Source organism: Alteromonas sp. AWQ4_252 (assembly GCF_056158205.1).
Genome location: NZ_JBSWSV010000001.1, coordinates 2,246,809 through 2,262,767, shown reverse-complemented (window position 1 = coordinate 2,262,767; position 15,959 = coordinate 2,246,809). Strand labels below are relative to the sequence as shown.

Below are 15,959 nucleotides of genomic sequence, written 5' to 3'. Positions count from 1 at the left end.
ATACCAAAATTGTATTGTCACCATCCCTACGCCGGTATTATCCGGATCAGGTTAAAGGGTTCCCATTGTGGATCTCAGCCGGACAATACCGGCACCCCTTGGCCTTAGAATATAACGTGGGAGCAGTTGCGCTCTTTGGAAATATCGCGGAGCAGTCTACCAACTATGACGATTGAGTCAAGTCGGCAGACCACTTGCAGAGATGTAAAAAAGCCCGCATGTGACGTTGCGGGCGAGGTGGGCTGGTGAGCCCTTATTTTTGGCGTCTTGCGCGCCATCCCATAAAGCCCACTCCAAGAAGGATCAGTGACATGGCGGTTGGTTCACTGACTTCTGAAATGGAAGCATTGCGGAATCTAACGTCAAGGTTGTTACAACCGGCGTTTGCATCACAGTCATTAAGGAATACGATGTCGGTAATGATGCCGGACATGTAGTCATCAAGTTTGATGGTAAAGGTTTCCCAGCTACCCGCACCGGTATAGGCGATATCGTCTAACCCAAAGTTTTGTGTTCCTTCAAAATTAAAGGTCCGGCTAGCGTCGTTGTTTTGCTCGCCACCGGAGAAGTCTGCTAACCAGATACCAGCGATTTCTGAATAAGAATCAGTGCTGTTAGCCTTAGTTCTGAAATCAAACGACAACTCGATGTTGGTGCTAACGTTGTCCAGATCTAAACTTGAAATACCAAAGGCATCATTCAGGTTCAGCGTAAACCACGCATCTTCTTTAAGGTTCAGTACGCTACCGTTGTAATCCCACGTAGTATATGAACCACCGTTTTGCTGGTGAGCAGTTAGAGTTTGAGCAGAAAAATCTATATCGTAGCTGTTTATAATGCCTGCGTTAGCTGTTGATGCGAATATTGTCGTCAGCAGAGCCGCGGCTTTCATGCTAAATTTCATTTGTGTTCCTTGAGCAGTGTTGCCTGTAAAATGTTAAAAACATGCACTGCAACCCGGCTGTCTTAATGGCGGTACTAAGACCCGTGGCTTTCCGTCCTTACTTCACAGTAAGTTTGGCTGTACGAACTTCTGGTGTGACGACCAGAGAATGTATCGACGGTTGAAAGGATATAGCGGGGAGCGCAAGGTAAACAGGACAGTTCTGTTTTTTATATGCTACAGATCTGTACATACAAGAAAATTTCATTAGCACTGTCATCCTCTTTAGAATTCTTATATTCTTTGTAAATAAAGGGATGAAGGCAGTATGACAGGAGTAAACGTGCAGTATCAGGGCTTATTTTGGTCAGCAATAATTCGTGCGCTATTAAGTCAGCGACGTGATCTTGGCATTAGTGACGAGCGGGATGCAACGTTATTAGAGAGTGTCCATCAACTCGAGGAAGAACAGTTTTCTGAAACTACCCTCGCGAAGCTGCTGCTTTCTCTTTGCCCCCTTGAGCATCAAGCCCAATTTGGTCGCTCCCTAATCGGATACATCGATTTCAACAAAATGAGTAACCTGGTAGTGTTACTTACAGCAAGTAAGCATATCGACGACGCACTGCACGTACTTGGCAAGCAGTATACGCACATTCTTGGGCCCCAGGCTGACTTCACAGTAAAAGAGAACATGGGCACCACGACACTTCTGTTTAAGCCCGGACACCACACAATAGTTACCGAGTTCAGATGCTACTTCATGCTGGCGCTTTTTCGCCACCTTGCTGGCAGAAAATTTGACTTTGCTTGTGTTGAAATACCACACCTTGAGCAATCGGCTTTAATAGGTGCACTGAGTAAGGCCGAACTAAAATCAGGCCAGGAAACAATTAAGCTAGTCTTTGACACCAAGTGGTGTAAGCAACCTTCTTTTTATTTTTCTCAATCCATCAAAAAAATGTTGCAGTCAACACTGGAAACAAAAGAAGAAATGCCTTTAAAACAGCGGGTAAAGGAAGTATTTCAGCGTGCGGCGAGTCCGGCTCGAATTCGCTCAGAGTGGGTTGCTACGCAACTTGGACAAACGGAGTCAGCGTTTCGGCGGCAACTTCGCCAGGAGTCCATTTCCTTTAGCTCCATGTTAAAAGAGCACATTCACGATAATTCTTGTCATCTACTGTTAAGTGGTGTCAAAACCGATGACGCTGCGGCTCAACTAGGGTTTTCCGATCGTCGTTCTTTTGAAAGAAGTTTCAAAGAACACGCTGGTATCAGCGCAGGTCAGTTGCGTCAACTAGGAAGTCGTCTACGCTTCCAAAAAGGCAATAGTAATTTGATAGATGTGGTGGAAAATCTGCCACCGCTTCCTCATTCCATTCAAACACTGTTAGATATTGAAGAAGATAATATGACTCTGGAGCTGGTAGTCAGCATTATCGAAAAAGACCCAATATTCCAAGCCCACGTTATGAGTAAGGCCAGCCGCGCTATTTACGGCAGCCCGCCCAAAAACCTCAAACAGGCTATCGGTCGCAACCTCGGTCTTGGCAATATTCGCAATCTAGCTGTTATTTTTGCTGCCCAGCAGTTGTTATCAGCCCAATGCAGGTTTGGTAATGTTGGCACGCTCACCGACGGTATGTTACTAAGCGCCTCACTCTTTCAGCAAGTTTTCTCTTATCAGTCATACAATGAAGATCAGACCGAACAAATTAAACAGCTTCTTTTGTTTGGTACTTTATCCTTATTCCTTGTATTTCATGATGAATGTCTCTTTGCGGATGGCGCACTGTCACTTTGGGAAGACGCTGATTCGTTTGAAGATTTCCTGCAAAAAATTAACGAAAGTTACGGGATCTGCCTTTATGGCGCAACCTCGTTAATGCTTCTTCGCTGGGGTTTTCAAAGTGCAGTTAACCAACAATTATGGAAGCTTTGCCAGCAAGACAACAGTGAAAATGAAAACCACAGTTTGTCCGACCAAATAAGGTTTTGTCATAACGTGGCATTCACTTTATCATCTCACCGGGACAGCATAGAAGACATCAGTGGCGCGGCATCGCTTAGCGCCCCACAAATTGAAAGGATGGAGGAAATCGTCACGAAATGGTATCAGACGGTTGCCTGACACCTAAACCTTACTCCTGATTGGTGATGACGAGATTCAAACTGCGCATCTCTTCCTCAGTTTGCGCTTTTAACGATTCCAGTGTTTTACCATGGGGAATGGGCTTTCTGGTTTCAGGATCCAGGGTGACAAAAACAATATCGTCAGCCAGACAAATACTCTTTTTAGTCGCCTTGTTTCGCACCAAACACGTCACCGTAATTGAGGTTCTTCCTACAGATTTTGTTTCCAGACCAAATTCTACAATATCGCCCTGCAACGCGGGGGATTCAAACGTAATTTCACCAATATGCTTTGTTACCAGGCAATTTGTTTCCAATTGACAAATCGCAAAAATCGCAGCTTCTTCGTCTATCCACTGCATCGCCCGGCCACCAAATAATGAATTGCCATAGTTCAAATCACTTGGCATAACTAATCGTCGGGATAAAAACCGCATTCGAATTCCTCGTAAACTCAGGATAAAATAAACTTAGTATTATACGTAACTTATGTAGGATTAGCTTTGACAACTGTGTCTGATTGGCTATTTTCTCCCCTCTCGGCATCATTTTCCGCTTATCACAGACAGATCCTGATAATAAGCGGCGAAACCGACTGGGTATTTAATACACTTCAAGGATCTCTATCTGAGAAACCAGCGTCATCCACTGTCGCTTGGCTTGGTACAGAGATGACTGACACAAACCACAAATGGATAACTCAAAGATACCCATATGCACAGTATAAACAACTGTTAGGGAGCGAATTTGACTTTGTCATTGTAAATTGTCTGGACAACTTTAGGCTCAGTGGAATGGCTGCCGTAGCGGGCACCTTACACGCAGGGGGAACATTTATTTTACTCATCCCCCCAAATGCCGCCTGGCCGTTACACCCTAGCGTAACCTCGCCTCACTTTCTCAGCCATGGCTGGCGCATAAAACAAAGTTCCTTTACACAGTTCATGCTATCGACACTAACTGAGTCACCCCGGGTAGGTTTACTGTCTGCCACACAGTGCGAACTTCCTGGTGCGATTAAAACAAATGATATTTATCGCCCTTCGACAAGGTTTGCCACCAACTGTCAGGAGAAAGCATTCAGTCAAATCTTAAACGAATATGATAGTGGCAGCCGGTGCGTTGCCATGCTGGCTAAAAGAGGTCGGGGAAAGTCGACAATTCTCGGTTTGTTAGCGTGCTTTTTAGCGGGAAAATCAAAGCGCGTTGCTGTTACGTCCTCCATTCGCGCGCAAACGAATAACTTGTTCAGTGCTATAAAACAGCATCGCAGTGAGGATGCCCTGGAGATTAGCTGGTATGCCCTTGATAACCCTGTACTCATGAGCTTAAACCTGGACGTGCTTATCATCGACGAAGCGGCCAGCATACCCGTACCGGTGCTAAACAAACTAATTCAATACCATAAGTTTGTGATCCTTTCATCCACCACTGACGGATATGAAGGCTCTGGACAAGGCTTGCGGGAGAAAGTCATCACCGTTAAAAAAGTGCCGGTGATAACACTAGAGACGCCAGTTCGATGGCACAAGAACGACCCACTGGAACACATTATTGATGCACTGTTGTTCCAAGATGCCCCTTTAGCCCCGCTTTCACCTGCCATAGTAGCCAGGCAGACAGACCTCAATTATTCGATAACCACACTTGACGATTGTAGCGACCACCTTTACCCACAGATAATGGCTTTGTTGCGAGAAGCCCACTACCAAACCACACCTGATGATATTGTGCGCTTCATCGATTCCCCAAACAACAAGTTATGTTTGGCATACAGTGGTACACAGGTTGTAGCAGTAGCCATTCTTGAACTTGAAGGTGGCTCAGTATTACAAGAAGTAAGTAACGACATCGCAAGCGGCAAGCGCAGGGTGAAAGGTCACCTCGCAGCCCAGGCGCTGGCACTGATGTCTACCAATTCAGAATTTGCCACCTTACAAAGTTTGAGGATTAACAGAATAGCGGTACACCCCAATATGCAAAATCAAGGCATTGGACAAACCATGATGACGTATATATGTCAGTATAACTGGCAGGAAGAAGTTTATTTTATGACTGTCTCTTTTGGTGCTACAACAAGACTAAAACAATTTTGGGAAAAAAACGGTTTTAAACTACTAAAACACGGAAGTAAAAAAGATAAATCGTCGGGATTAATCAGTGATATTTATGGTAAAGCGCTGTCACCTTCGGGGGAAACATTAATAAATAGCTTGTTCTCAAACACGCCAGAAAGCACTCACTTAACACGAATACGACAATTTTGTGTAGGAACAAGAAGCATTACCCATTTATATGATACCAGCGCTTGGATTAAAACGCGCCTAACCAACTCGGTTATGCACATGATCCTCACTGGACTTGAAAATACATGGGAACTAACGAGGATCTCACGTGAAGCCGGGTTTAGCAGTAAAAGGGACATGATTGAATTTACAAGAGAGATCCTAACAAACACCTTCTAAAAAACTGACAAGTACAAAAAACCCCGCTAGAGCGGGGCTTTTTATCTTTCTGGCATTACATTAGATTTTTATGCCGCGGTTTTTCGCCTTATCTTTAATATAAGGTTCCCACGCGATAGCATTTCTGCGTAATGACTTATCTTTCTTAGCAATTTGCACGTGCTCAAAAGCTTTCTTGTAGTTACCCAGGTAGAAGTTTGCTTCCATCAAAGAGAAATGGATTTTTGCTTCGTCTTCTACACCGCGTTCCAACGCATTATTTAACGCTGTAATTGCGCCACGGTAATCTTCAGCTACGAGTAGCAATGTGCCCTGCTTACGGTAATACTCTGGGTCAGAATCAACCTGAGCAGCTTTACCGTAATACTTTGCAGCATCTTTATAGTCTTTCGCCTGGTGGAAAGAGTTCGCAAGACTTGCATACATCTCAGCATCTTTTTTCAACAAACCGCTGTTGAGATATTTTTCCAGTACTTTTGCGGCTTTGTGGGGGTTACCCGCATTCGCATACAATGACGCAAGTTGCTTAATATGACTGTCTTTATCTAAGTAGCCTGCCATATAAGCAATATCAAAAGTCTGAACAGCTTTGTCAAAACGCTCAACTAACATGTAGAAGCTGGCCAACTGAATCCAGTAGGTTGCATTGTCTGGGAATAAGTTTACTAATTCCTCAGCAACAGTAACCGTTTGAGGGAATTTTTTGCTTTCATAGAAAGCAGACAATTTCAACAAATAAGGGTTCTTGTCAGGCTTTCCTTCCTGCTTGTTTAACGCAATTGCGTTATCAGCAGTAGGAATAACTTCATCGAATTTTTTCTGTTCGTACAGCGCTTGCGCTTTGCGGGTGTATACTTGTGCGTCTTTCTTACAAGTAAAATCCATCCACTTATCGTAGTAGCTAACCGCTTCGGAATACTTTTGCTCTTGCATACTTAAGTCACCAAGTAACTTAAGCGTTTGCGAGTGCTCAGTATCGTTTAAAACCTTAGGATTAACTGACTGCTCAAGGTAACCGAACGCTTCCTGACCTTTACCTTCCTGAGAAGCGATAAGGTTCCCTACAAATCGGTTCACGTAAGCCTTGTCGAAGTCATCACTCGGATCAACGTCTTTGAGGATTGCAATAGCTTCGTCAACGCGATCTTCGTTATAGGCTTCAAAGGCCTGTTGAACCTTTTTACCAGTGCGCTCGCCTACCAGTGTGGTTTTTCCCTTAACATAGCCAGGGCAAACAACAGGGCCAGAGGGCGGCGCAGCGTTTGCTTGCTGCGCAGCGGCCATTGGCGCTGCAATCGCAGCACCAAAACCCATGACTAAAGCAACGGCGGACATTTTAAATGTACGTAGTTTCATGATCATTGCTCCAGTTTAAAGTCAAGTTGTACAAACATACCGGTTTGCTTAACTGCTTTACCATCAACGATTTTAGGCTTGTACTTCCACTTGCTCAGTGCACGACGCGCTTCACGGTCGAAAATACGCTTAGGATCGGCATCGATAACGCTAATGTCGTCTACACCGCCTTGTTCGTTAATCGTAAATTGCAGTTTTACCCAGCCTTCACGACCATCTCGCGCAGCATCAGGTGGATATTTAGGGTCGATACGAACGATAGGTGTAGCGTCACCATCACGCTGCATCGCACCTACGCCACCAATATCTACACCTACACCACCCGTATCAACATTTGGAATAGCTAAGCTAAAGCCATCTGTATCAGGTTCTGCAGCGTCGGGTTCAACAGGTTGAACCTTAGGCGGCTGCTGAGGTGGTGGCGGAGGCGGAGGCGGCTTACGATTACGCGTTTGCGTTTCGTCTTCCGGCGGGCGCATCACAATATCAATAATTGGTGCTGGTGATACTTCATCTGCTGGTCGGCCTGAGTTCTCAATGAGCTTAGCCATAATAATAAACAGACCAAAAGCAACTACTGCACCTAATAAAATAGAAACGATTATCCTTACCATCTTAACCCCTCGCCGCTACCGATACACGATCGATGCCTGCAGCTTTAACCTGGTCCATAACTTTCACTACGATACCATGTTTGGCTTTGACATCAGCCTGGATAAATACATAATCCGTTGGCTGTTCGGTAAGCAATCGTTCCAAAGTAGCTCTGACCGAGTCCACAGCGACTTCACTTTTATTCATCCAAACACTTCCATCTTCTGTTACAGCGATGAAAATGTTGGCATTTTTGTGAAGAAACGCCTGGCTCGCCTCAGGCTTATTTACTTCTATGCCTGCTTCTTTAACGAAAACAGTAGTAACAATGAAGAAGATAAGCATGATAAACACGATGTCCAACATGGGCGTCATGTCGATCGCAGCTTCTTCCTCTTCTGTTCTATCTTTTCGAGCCATAATCGTTCTCTCTAGTGATGTGGAAGGCTATCAACTAAGCCTTCTCTCGCAATCTTCGCTTTAGCTTCGAGACGTGAACTAATAAATAGTCCGGACAGTGCCGCAACCATACCCGCCATAGTCGGGATTGTTGCCATTGAAATACCAGATGCCATCAAACGGGCGTTACTGGTACCTTGCGTTGCCATTGTTTCGAAAACCGAGATCATACCGGTAACTGTACCAAGCAGACCAATTAGGGGACAAATTGCCACTAACGTGCGAATGATTAGCATCCTGGCGTTCAGATCATCTGACGCCTGAGAAATCCATGCGTCACGGATTCTATGCGCATACCAAGAGGTAGTATCACTTCGAGCATCCCATTTAGCGATAATATCTTTCTTCACTTTTGGAAATACTGCAGTCATATACCAGTAGCGCTCAATCATAAGTACCCACATGAGAAAGAGCGCGGCAGCAACGAAGTATAAAACGTCACCGCCGGTAGCGATAAAGTCCCTGACAGATTCGAATAATCCAATCAGGTATAACATATTACGCTTTCTCCGCCTCAGAGTGAGCTGCGATTATACCCGCAGTCTGCTCATCAAGAACATGTACGATAGACTTGCTGCGCGATGCAACGATGCTGTGAGTAAGGATCAGAGGCAGAGCCGCGATGATACCCTGAGCAGTTGTTACCAACGCCATTGAAATACTACCAGCCATCATTTTCGGATCGCCTGTACCAAACAGTGTGATTGTCTGGAACGTTTCAATCATACCGATAACTGTACCTAGCAGACCCAGCAGAGGGGCAATTGCAGCGAAGATTTTGATTACATTGATACCGCTCTCAATAGTTGGCAACTCTTTCAGAATTGCTTCATCAAGTTTCAGCTCAAGGCTTTCAGCGTCAGCACCTTTATTGTCCTTGTAAACCATCAAAATGCGGCCCAGAGGGTTGCTGGCAGAAGGATTGCCAGGGTTTTTCTGTTGGGATTTGATTTTGGTTCCAACCAGGAACAATTGAATCAGTTTGAACAAACCAATCAACAGGCCGATGATAAGCATACCAGTGATAACGTAACCTACTACACCACCTGCATGATAACGCTCAGCCATTGTCGCTTTCTGTTTCAACAGACCAAGAATTGCGCCTTGAGAAGGGTCAGCATAAAAACCAACCATACCAGAGTTCGCATCAACCAGCTCTTGTGCAGAGCTAACCAGGAAACCGTCAGGTTGACGACCGAGAGGCTGAACAACATCGTTCATATCGTCGTAAGCCAGGTAACCTTCTTCACTGATCAGGTTGAATGAACCAACACGAATAACTTCCTGTTCAGAAGAACCGCCATCCAAATTAACTACCTCAGTAGTAAAACGAACAACTTCGCCGCCCTGAGTCATTTCAGTTTGCAGTGCAAACCACAAGTCTTCCAGCTCGTTAATGTTAGGCAAGCCTCTTGACTCTTCAGACATTTCAGCCAGGAAGTCGTCACGACCAGGGTATTGTGCACTTACAATAGAAGTAGAGATACGACCGAACGCTTCAGAAGAAGCCTGACGAACTACACCGAACATCTCACCCAGTGTACCCGTTGCTTGATCAAGCTCTGCTGCTTTTTCATTCAACGTGGTTTCGTTATCAGAGAATTGCTGTGATAAACGGTCACCGCGATTTTGTTCTGCTTTAAGTTCGGCTTGGGCTTTTCTCAATAAAGCTTGCTTATCAGCACGGGCAGACTGGAATTCAGCTTCACGCTGTTTGTTGATTCGTGCTTCAGAAACACGGTTCTGTTTAACCTGCTCCAGCAGGTCCTGCAGACTCACTGCTTCTTGTGCCTGTGCACCAGAAGCTACCACTGCCATTGTTGCAGCGGCTACAAGAGATTTGAATACTAGTTTCATTAAGCTTACTCCGCTGCTTTAATTGGTAACTTAAGAAGATCTGGTGGAATAGTACCCTGCGCCATCTTCACCGCAGTCACAGTAGAGGCCAGGTATTCGTCACCCAGTTTTTCCCATGAGCGGGCTTCGTTGTTCCACACCCAAGCGTGAGTTTGGTCCAGAGACAGAGCCAGCAACGCAGTACGGCCTAAGTTGAAGAAATCAACAGTCTGTTCAGCACCGTCAACATCAATGGTACCCTGGTAGGAAGACATCTTCGTACCGTACTCAACTTCAACCAGATACGCTTCGATTACCTGACGGAATTGCTCAGAAACCGTAACGTTAGAGTTGGCCATCAAATCGCGAAGACGCTGCACGCGCTCACGACGCTCATCAAGGTGAATTGGAGAATCCAGCTCAATGAATTTTTCAAGGCTATCGATCATGCGGAACATAAGAGGAACAATGCCCTGCTTAGTTGCTTCGATGCTGTCAATTTGACGTTGCAAAGAATCGATACCACGTTGCTGGTCAGCAACCAGGCTAGCGATGTAGTCGTTGTAGATTTTCAGATTTTCTGTTTGATCCACAACCTGACGGTATTCAACAAGTAGTTCTTGAGACTGTTCGAACAGCGTGTTGATTTTTTCTTGAGATTTCGCTGCAGCAGCCTGAATCTTCGCATCTTCTTTCTGAAGATCGGATAGCTCCACTGCAGAGACAGCTGCACTACCTGTAAGTGCGAATGCACCGATCACAGTAGAAGCAATAAGAGTTCTCTTGCTCATCTTGGACATAGTTCCCAACCAAATTTCTTATTTGAATCCTCGCACGTAACACAATTGTCACTGCCAGGGGCGTAAAAACTTTTATCAATGTTTTTAAAGGAAGGTAGTGTTTGTCGCTAAAACGCCAACACTACGAATTGCTAATACTCACACGGATTCATGGAATGAGTCAAGTAACACAGTCTTAACACCCCCATACTTTTTTTTGAAATGATTAAGCAATAACCGATTGTCATGTGGTCGTACCATGCAATTCGCCTTAAAACCCCTTTATTCGACGTAAAAAGGCGACCAGATGAACACAAATTGAGATAGATTGCTGTACACATTTTTTTTGCGGGATGATTTTTTATCAAATGCCAATCGATAAATATCATACTCTGCGGCGACAATGAAAATTACATGTTAGAAAGAGTTTTGGGTTTATATCACTTTTGCTACAAATTTGTATCAAAAACCATGTTTTCCCACTTTTATCCCTTCAACATTGTGTCGCAAAATTTGCACACCTTGTCGTGGTAATTTACCTTCTGCTTTATTGTTCTCCATATTCTCCCACATCGAATGCGACGGTAATGCGGTGTGAATCTTCATGAAAAGGCGTGGTGCCGTGCCAAACAAAGGACTGGAATAAAACGCAGTGTAATAAACTCGGCTCTATAGTGACGTCGGGTAACGTGTTTTCTTGCTGATAGCGATATGGTTGGCCCAATGCTAACCACCCTTCCTGCTTGTCTGCGTTTGTGATAGCTTTGGGTAGCGCAAGATATACCACACCAGATATTCTTCCATGTGAATGTATGTGGTTGTGGTGGTAACCATTGCCCGACAACCTGACCGACCACGAACCTTTATAATGTGGCTTTCCAGAACTGTCTGTTAATCGTTTCCGGTCGAGCCGCTGAGCGTCAATAAACTGTAAAACGACCTTATCGATAGCTTCCTTCAAGGTTTGAATTAACGGGTTTTCGGAAGAAAAGAGATGGCCTCTGGTCTGCGTACCCTTTTCCAGGGTTTGGTTAATTGGCTGTTCGATGGCACTGTGCAGTGACGTTAGATAGTCAGTCAATGCGGATAAATAGGCCGCTTTTTTTAGAGAATCCATTTGTGGGAAGACGTCGTATTTATCCACATAGTTCGCAATTGAATAGCCTTCGCGCCCTTCAGCCTTTCTCGCTGCATGCCAGTAGGCTTTTGCAAGTTGGTTATTTGGCTCTCGGCTGAGCACCGCTTCAGTAGCTTGTTGCGCGACGCGGTGTTCATTTACCTCGATGGCAGAAGTACACAGCTCCAACAGTACTTCATTTGATTGGTCCTGCTTTGCTAATTCATGCAAAACTTTATAAGACGATGTGAATTCGCCTCTTCCCCGAAGTGCCTTGGCATACAGTATCTGCCCAGCAATTTGTTTTTTAAGTTCAGGAGCTTCATCTAAGCAACAAATAGCCTTGCTATAAGCTTTCGCATTTAGCAGAACATTGATATAGGCAAATCTCATAGCAGGTGAATTGAATACGCCAGGTTTTTCAAAGTGTGCCAAATATCCCTCTTTGTCGCCCATTTCCCATAAGATAAGACTCAGATTTACATAAGCATCAACGTAGTCCGGGTTCAGAGCAATAGCGCTTTTATAATGGACTACCGCTTCATTAAGTGCCCCTACATCAGAATATGCGTTAGCAAGGTTCTGATGCACCGCAAAATGCTCGGTGTTAGAGAGGATATTTTCCAATAAGGGTATAGCCTGGTTTGGCTTTCCACTCAGGCGCAGAAGTACCGCATACTCGTGAATAACAGAAATGTCAGTGGGCGCCAGTACTGTCAGTTGTTCACTCTCTTCTACGGCTTTATCCAGCCAACCACGCTGCCTATAATAGTGAACTTTGAGTTTACGCAGATTGATGTCTTTATTTGATGTGCAGTTCTGGTAATGGCACAGTCTTTTCTCGGCACCTTCCCAGTCAGACAACTGAACAGCCAGCCGAATGTATCGGTTTAACAAGGCGACATTATTGGGCTGTGCCGACAACAGAAGATCAAGCTGAACAAGTTCGGATTCATATTCACCTTTGAACTGAAACAACATAGCTTTTAACTGAGGTAACCATATTGCAGAAGGAAATACGCGTTCAGCTTGGTTAAGGGCTGCTTCTGCAGCTTCCACTTGGTTTGTTCGAATATAGCTTTGTACAAGCATCTGATAAGCCTCTGCTCGCTGGGGAGATGCTTTAACAATACGCTGACAGAGGGTAATAACCTGATAAAATTGTTGGCTTGAAAAATACCTTGCAGCTTGCTGAAGTTCTTGTTGTAACAAAGCGGACACCCTTTTTAGATTTTGCTCCCTATAGATAACAAAAAACCGGCGCAAGCGCCGGTTTTTTTCTCTGATAAAATCAGATTAGAAACTAACAGTAACGTTAGTAAAGATGTAACGACCTAATGTATCGTAGAAGCCTGCTACAGTGTTAGCGTTCGTAGCCAAAGAGCTGCCTACCATTGGTGGCTCTTTATCAAGAACGTTGTTAACACCTAAAGATACTTGTACGTGCTCGTTAACTACGTAGCTACCGGTAAGGTCGAAGAACGAGTAAGAAGAAATCTCACCTGTTTTCTCTTCACCATTTTCACCTTGCGCTACGATGTCAACTGAACCGTAGTATCTCCAGCGACCGATGAAGTTCCAATCGCCCATTCTGTAGTTAGCAGACACAGTATGACGCCAATCAGGTTGTGCGAAACAGTCTGTAGATACCTTACCAGTACAGTCATAATCAAGTGAAGAGTCAGACAGTAATGGCTTATAGGTTTTCTCAAGACTTACAGAACCGATAGCCTTCAGACCCAAAGTACCTTCGCCGATATCCAAAGAGTAGTTGGCGTCGATATCAAGACCACGCCATGTACGACCACCGATGTTATCAGACAAGTTGATAACATAAGCGTCCTGGCTTAACCACAATGAACCAGATGGGCTACGTACGATGTTGTCACAGAACTGACCTGTAGTACCACATACGTTAAGGATACGCTCTGCACCAACTGTACCGATTACTTCTTCCATGTCTACCATCCAGTAGTCAAGTGAGAAGTTAAAGCCTTCAAACGGAGATGCAACCAAACCTAAGGTATAAGTATCTGCTTGCTCTGGATCAAGATTCGGGTTACCACCAGAGAACTGGTTGTACTGGTCGGCAGGGTTTGCACCGATGTTACCGTATTGATCAGATGTAACACCCGTTAGCGCACACTGTGCTTCAGTCAACGTTGGAGTATCGCCAGCACAAGGCTCGGTACCTTGCCACAAACCAACGCTTTGAGCAGCAAACAATTCAGCAACGTTTGGCGCACGAATCGCGCGGTTGTAACTGGCACGAACCATGTAGTTTTCTGTAATTTCCCAGTTAACGCCAAACTTGTAAGCATTAGCGCGACCAGAAGTGCTGTAGTCAGAGAAACGAACACCAAGGTCTAGGCTAAGCATATCTACGCCTTTCACGCCTTCTAATACTGGAACGCTGGCTTCAGCAAATATTTCGTTAACATCGAAGCTACCTACCAGGCTCTCAGTAGGACCACCCTGACCAACAAGTGTACCTTCCTGGTAAACTGTATCAGCTAAACGTTCGAAATCAGTTTCACGGCGTTCGAAACCAACAGATACTGCTACTGGTGTTTCAGCTGAAGGCAACGCGAAGTCAAGCTCACCAGAAACATAACCCTGGAAAACCTGCAAAGATGTAAGACCAGTCAGTACCGCTGTACCGGATAATTGTGCAGCCATCTCAGCAGTAACACCGCCTGGTGTAAATACATCATACGCTAAACAATCACCTGAACAGTCTTCTGCATCGATATCACCTACGCGAGGTGCAATTAGTGGCAAGTTCAAGTCATTAACATACGCAGATGATGATGAAGTCGACGCGTACATGTAGCTGATATCATAGCTCCATGTATCGTTCAGGTAACCATCAACACCAGTTACAATACGGAAAGAATTGTTTTCAAGGTTATCCGCACGAGGACCACCTTCAACGTTACGTTTACCGATGTAAGCAGCATAACCAAGCAAAGCACCGTTGTTGTCGTCGCTAGGATCAACACTTGGGTAGATTGTAGCGAGTTGTGCTAATTGAGCAGCGCTCAATGCGTTATCGCCAGAAGCGTCTAACCAGTATTCAGCACCGTAGAAAGTACCAGATTCAGCAATCTGACCTGCGGTACGGTTGTGCATGTAAGACGTTTCTAAATAAACACGTGCATTATCGTTAACTTCATACTCAGCAAACGCGCCGATTGAGAAGCGCTCGTTTGGACGCATGAAGTGGTTTACTGGTGCATAGTTATAGGTATTTGAACCGTCATACGAAGAGAACGTACCGTCTGGGTTCAATGTTAACCATTCTTCCTGACCGTAGTCGATAACATCGTCTGCACGAGACAGGATACCGTCACCGTTACCGTCGTACAGTGGATAGAAGAACGTGTTTGGCAGAACTGCAGTAGATGAACCACCACAAGCAGTAGCAGACGTATTCAGTGCACATGAGCTGTAATCGCGCTCACCTTGCAGCATTTCATCATTACGACGCCATACAGCATAAACCGTAGCGTGACCTTTACCACCGTCAAAATCACCACCAGCAGTGATGCTCAGGTTGTAGTCTTTACCGCCAATACCATTGCTGCCATCTGGGTAATCATAACCACGCTCATCCATTAAGCCCTGGATGTATTCGTTGTCATTGTTGTGCTGATAACCAGCCGCACCTGCTTGAATTTCCAAGCCAGTGAAGTCGTTATCCATTACGAAGTTAACAACACCAGCAACTGCGTCTGCACCGTATGCGGTAGACGCACCACCGGTTAACACGTCAACGCGCTTGATTAGCGCAGTTGGGATTTGGTTAACGTCTGCCGCTTGGCTGTATACACCACCTGGCTGTAAACGACGACCGTTTACCAACACCAATGTACGGTTTACACCAAGACCACGAAGGTCGATTTGCGCTGTACCGGTTGCACCGTTAGCTTGGAATGAAGTTTGCGCTGCTTCGATTTGAGGCAGAGTGTTCATCACATCTTCGATACGGGTGAAACCCGTTGAACGGATAACTTCGGCATCGATAGCCAGAACCGGGCTGGATGTTTCGATGTCAGTTCGCTTAATGCGAGAACCTGTAATTTCGATTTTCTCTACTTTTTCAGCAGAGTCATCTTCTTGTGCGAGTACGGAGAAAGGAGTGGTCAGTGCCGCTGTAGCCGCGCCGAAGGCACAAGCTAGCTTAACTGACTTAGCCAGTCTTGAATTTTCAAACATGTATTGTCTCCCTGGACCACTAATTGAATAGTGTGTGTTATTTAAATCGTTTTAAACCGACTTATTATTAAAAGGCATAACACCTCGTGATTGATAATAACCACAGAGTGATAATACGG

12 protein-coding genes and 2 riboswitches are annotated in these 15,959 nt (G+C 45.0%); of the genes, 2 read left to right on the top strand and 10 right to left on the bottom strand.

Annotated features, from left to right (window positions below; genetic code table 11):
* Positions 1–6: 6 nt before the first annotated feature.
* Positions 7–109, bottom strand: a riboswitch (TPP riboswitch).
* A 144-nt stretch (positions 110–253) separates the two neighbouring features.
* Positions 254–904, bottom strand: a complete 651-nt coding sequence (locus ACXACM_RS10020) for a hypothetical protein (protein ID WP_474821469.1) — start codon at positions 902–904, stop codon at positions 254–256.
* Between the two features lie 44 nt (positions 905–948).
* A riboswitch (cyclic di-GMP riboswitch) is annotated at positions 949–1,032 on the bottom strand.
* Positions 1,033–1,211: 179 nt separating this feature from the next.
* Between ACXACM_RS10020 and ACXACM_RS10015 the strand changes: the two genes are divergently transcribed.
* On the top strand, positions 1,212–3,014 hold the full coding sequence (locus ACXACM_RS10015) for a helix-turn-helix domain-containing protein (RefSeq protein ID WP_474821468.1): 1,803 nt from the start codon (positions 1,212–1,214) through the stop codon (positions 3,012–3,014).
* A gap of 10 nt (positions 3,015–3,024) precedes the next feature.
* Here ACXACM_RS10015 and ACXACM_RS10010 read toward each other — a convergent pair whose 3' ends face one another.
* Complete coding sequence (locus ACXACM_RS10010; protein WP_474821466.1) at positions 3,025–3,453, bottom strand: acyl-CoA thioesterase; 429 nt, start codon at positions 3,451–3,453, stop codon at positions 3,025–3,027.
* A gap of 75 nt (positions 3,454–3,528) precedes the next feature.
* Between ACXACM_RS10010 and ACXACM_RS10005 the strand changes: the two genes are divergently transcribed.
* A complete protein-coding gene (locus ACXACM_RS10005) occupies positions 3,529–5,481 on the top strand; it encodes a GNAT family N-acetyltransferase (protein WP_474824297.1) in 1,953 nt (650 codons plus the stop codon).
* Between the two features lie 60 nt (positions 5,482–5,541).
* Here the strand turns inward: ACXACM_RS10005 and ACXACM_RS10000 are convergent, their stop codons facing one another.
* The 8 genes from ACXACM_RS10000 to ACXACM_RS09965 form a co-directional block, all read right to left on the bottom strand.
* Positions 5,542–6,837, bottom strand: a complete 1,296-nt coding sequence (locus tag ACXACM_RS10000; RefSeq protein WP_474821465.1) for a tetratricopeptide repeat protein — start codon at positions 6,835–6,837, stop codon at positions 5,542–5,544.
* A 2-nt stretch (positions 6,838–6,839) separates the two neighbouring features.
* Entirely contained in the window at positions 6,840–7,451 is a 612-nt protein-coding gene (locus tag ACXACM_RS09995; protein ID WP_474821463.1) for an energy transducer TonB, read from the bottom strand.
* Between the two features lies 1 nt (position 7,452).
* Positions 7,453–7,851, bottom strand: a complete 399-nt coding sequence (locus ACXACM_RS09990; protein WP_474821462.1) for an ExbD/TolR family protein — start codon at positions 7,849–7,851, stop codon at positions 7,453–7,455.
* 11 nt (positions 7,852–7,862) lie between these two features.
* Entirely contained in the window at positions 7,863–8,387 is a 525-nt protein-coding gene (locus tag ACXACM_RS09985; protein WP_474821461.1) for a MotA/TolQ/ExbB proton channel family protein, read from the bottom strand.
* A 1-nt stretch (position 8,388) separates the two neighbouring features.
* Positions 8,389–9,747 carry a MotA/TolQ/ExbB proton channel family protein gene (locus ACXACM_RS09980; protein ID WP_474821459.1) on the bottom strand — a complete coding sequence of 453 codons (1,359 nt, stop codon included), beginning with the start codon at positions 9,745–9,747 and terminating at the stop codon, positions 8,389–8,391.
* A 5-nt stretch (positions 9,748–9,752) separates the two neighbouring features.
* Positions 9,753–10,517, bottom strand: coding sequence for a DUF3450 domain-containing protein (locus ACXACM_RS09975; protein WP_474821458.1), 765 nt, complete (start codon positions 10,515–10,517; stop codon positions 9,753–9,755).
* 535 nt (positions 10,518–11,052) lie between these two features.
* Positions 11,053–12,834: a putative 2OG-Fe(II) oxygenase gene (locus ACXACM_RS09970; protein ID WP_474821456.1), complete on the bottom strand. Its 1,782-nt coding sequence runs from the start codon at positions 12,832–12,834 to the stop codon at positions 11,053–11,055.
* 84 nt (positions 12,835–12,918) lie between these two features.
* The gene (locus ACXACM_RS09965) at positions 12,919–15,840 is read right to left on the bottom strand and encodes a TonB-dependent receptor domain-containing protein (protein WP_474821455.1); all 2,922 of its coding nucleotides are present in this window, start codon (positions 15,838–15,840) and stop codon (positions 12,919–12,921) included.
* Positions 15,841–15,959 lie beyond the last annotated feature (119 nt).

Excerpts from the sequence above, each read along its gene's own strand:
- ACXACM_RS10020 (WP_474821469.1), bottom strand. The coding sequence starts at position 904 with ATGAAATTTAGCATGAAAGCCGCGGCTCTGCTGACGACAATATTCGCA.
- ACXACM_RS10015 (WP_474821468.1), top strand. The coding sequence starts at position 1,212 with ATGACAGGAGTAAACGTGCAGTATCAGGGCTTATTTTGGTCAGCAATA.
- ACXACM_RS10010 (WP_474821466.1), bottom strand. The coding sequence starts at position 3,453 with ATGCGGTTTTTATCCCGACGATTAGTTATGCCAAGTGATTTGAACTAT.
- ACXACM_RS10000 (WP_474821465.1), bottom strand. The coding sequence starts at position 6,837 with ATGAAACTACGTACATTTAAAATGTCCGCCGTTGCTTTAGTCATGGGT.
- ACXACM_RS09995 (WP_474821463.1), bottom strand. The coding sequence starts at position 7,451 with ATGGTAAGGATAATCGTTTCTATTTTATTAGGTGCAGTAGTTGCTTTT.
- ACXACM_RS09990 (WP_474821462.1), bottom strand. The coding sequence starts at position 7,851 with ATGGCTCGAAAAGATAGAACAGAAGAGGAAGAAGCTGCGATCGACATG.
- ACXACM_RS09985 (WP_474821461.1), bottom strand. The coding sequence starts at position 8,387 with ATGTTATACCTGATTGGATTATTCGAATCTGTCAGGGACTTTATCGCT.
- ACXACM_RS09980 (WP_474821459.1), bottom strand. The coding sequence starts at position 9,747 with ATGAAACTAGTATTCAAATCTCTTGTAGCCGCTGCAACAATGGCAGTG.
- ACXACM_RS09975 (WP_474821458.1), bottom strand. The coding sequence starts at position 10,517 with ATGAGCAAGAGAACTCTTATTGCTTCTACTGTGATCGGTGCATTCGCA.
- ACXACM_RS09965 (WP_474821455.1), bottom strand. The coding sequence starts at position 15,840 with ATGTTTGAAAATTCAAGACTGGCTAAGTCAGTTAAGCTAGCTTGTGCC.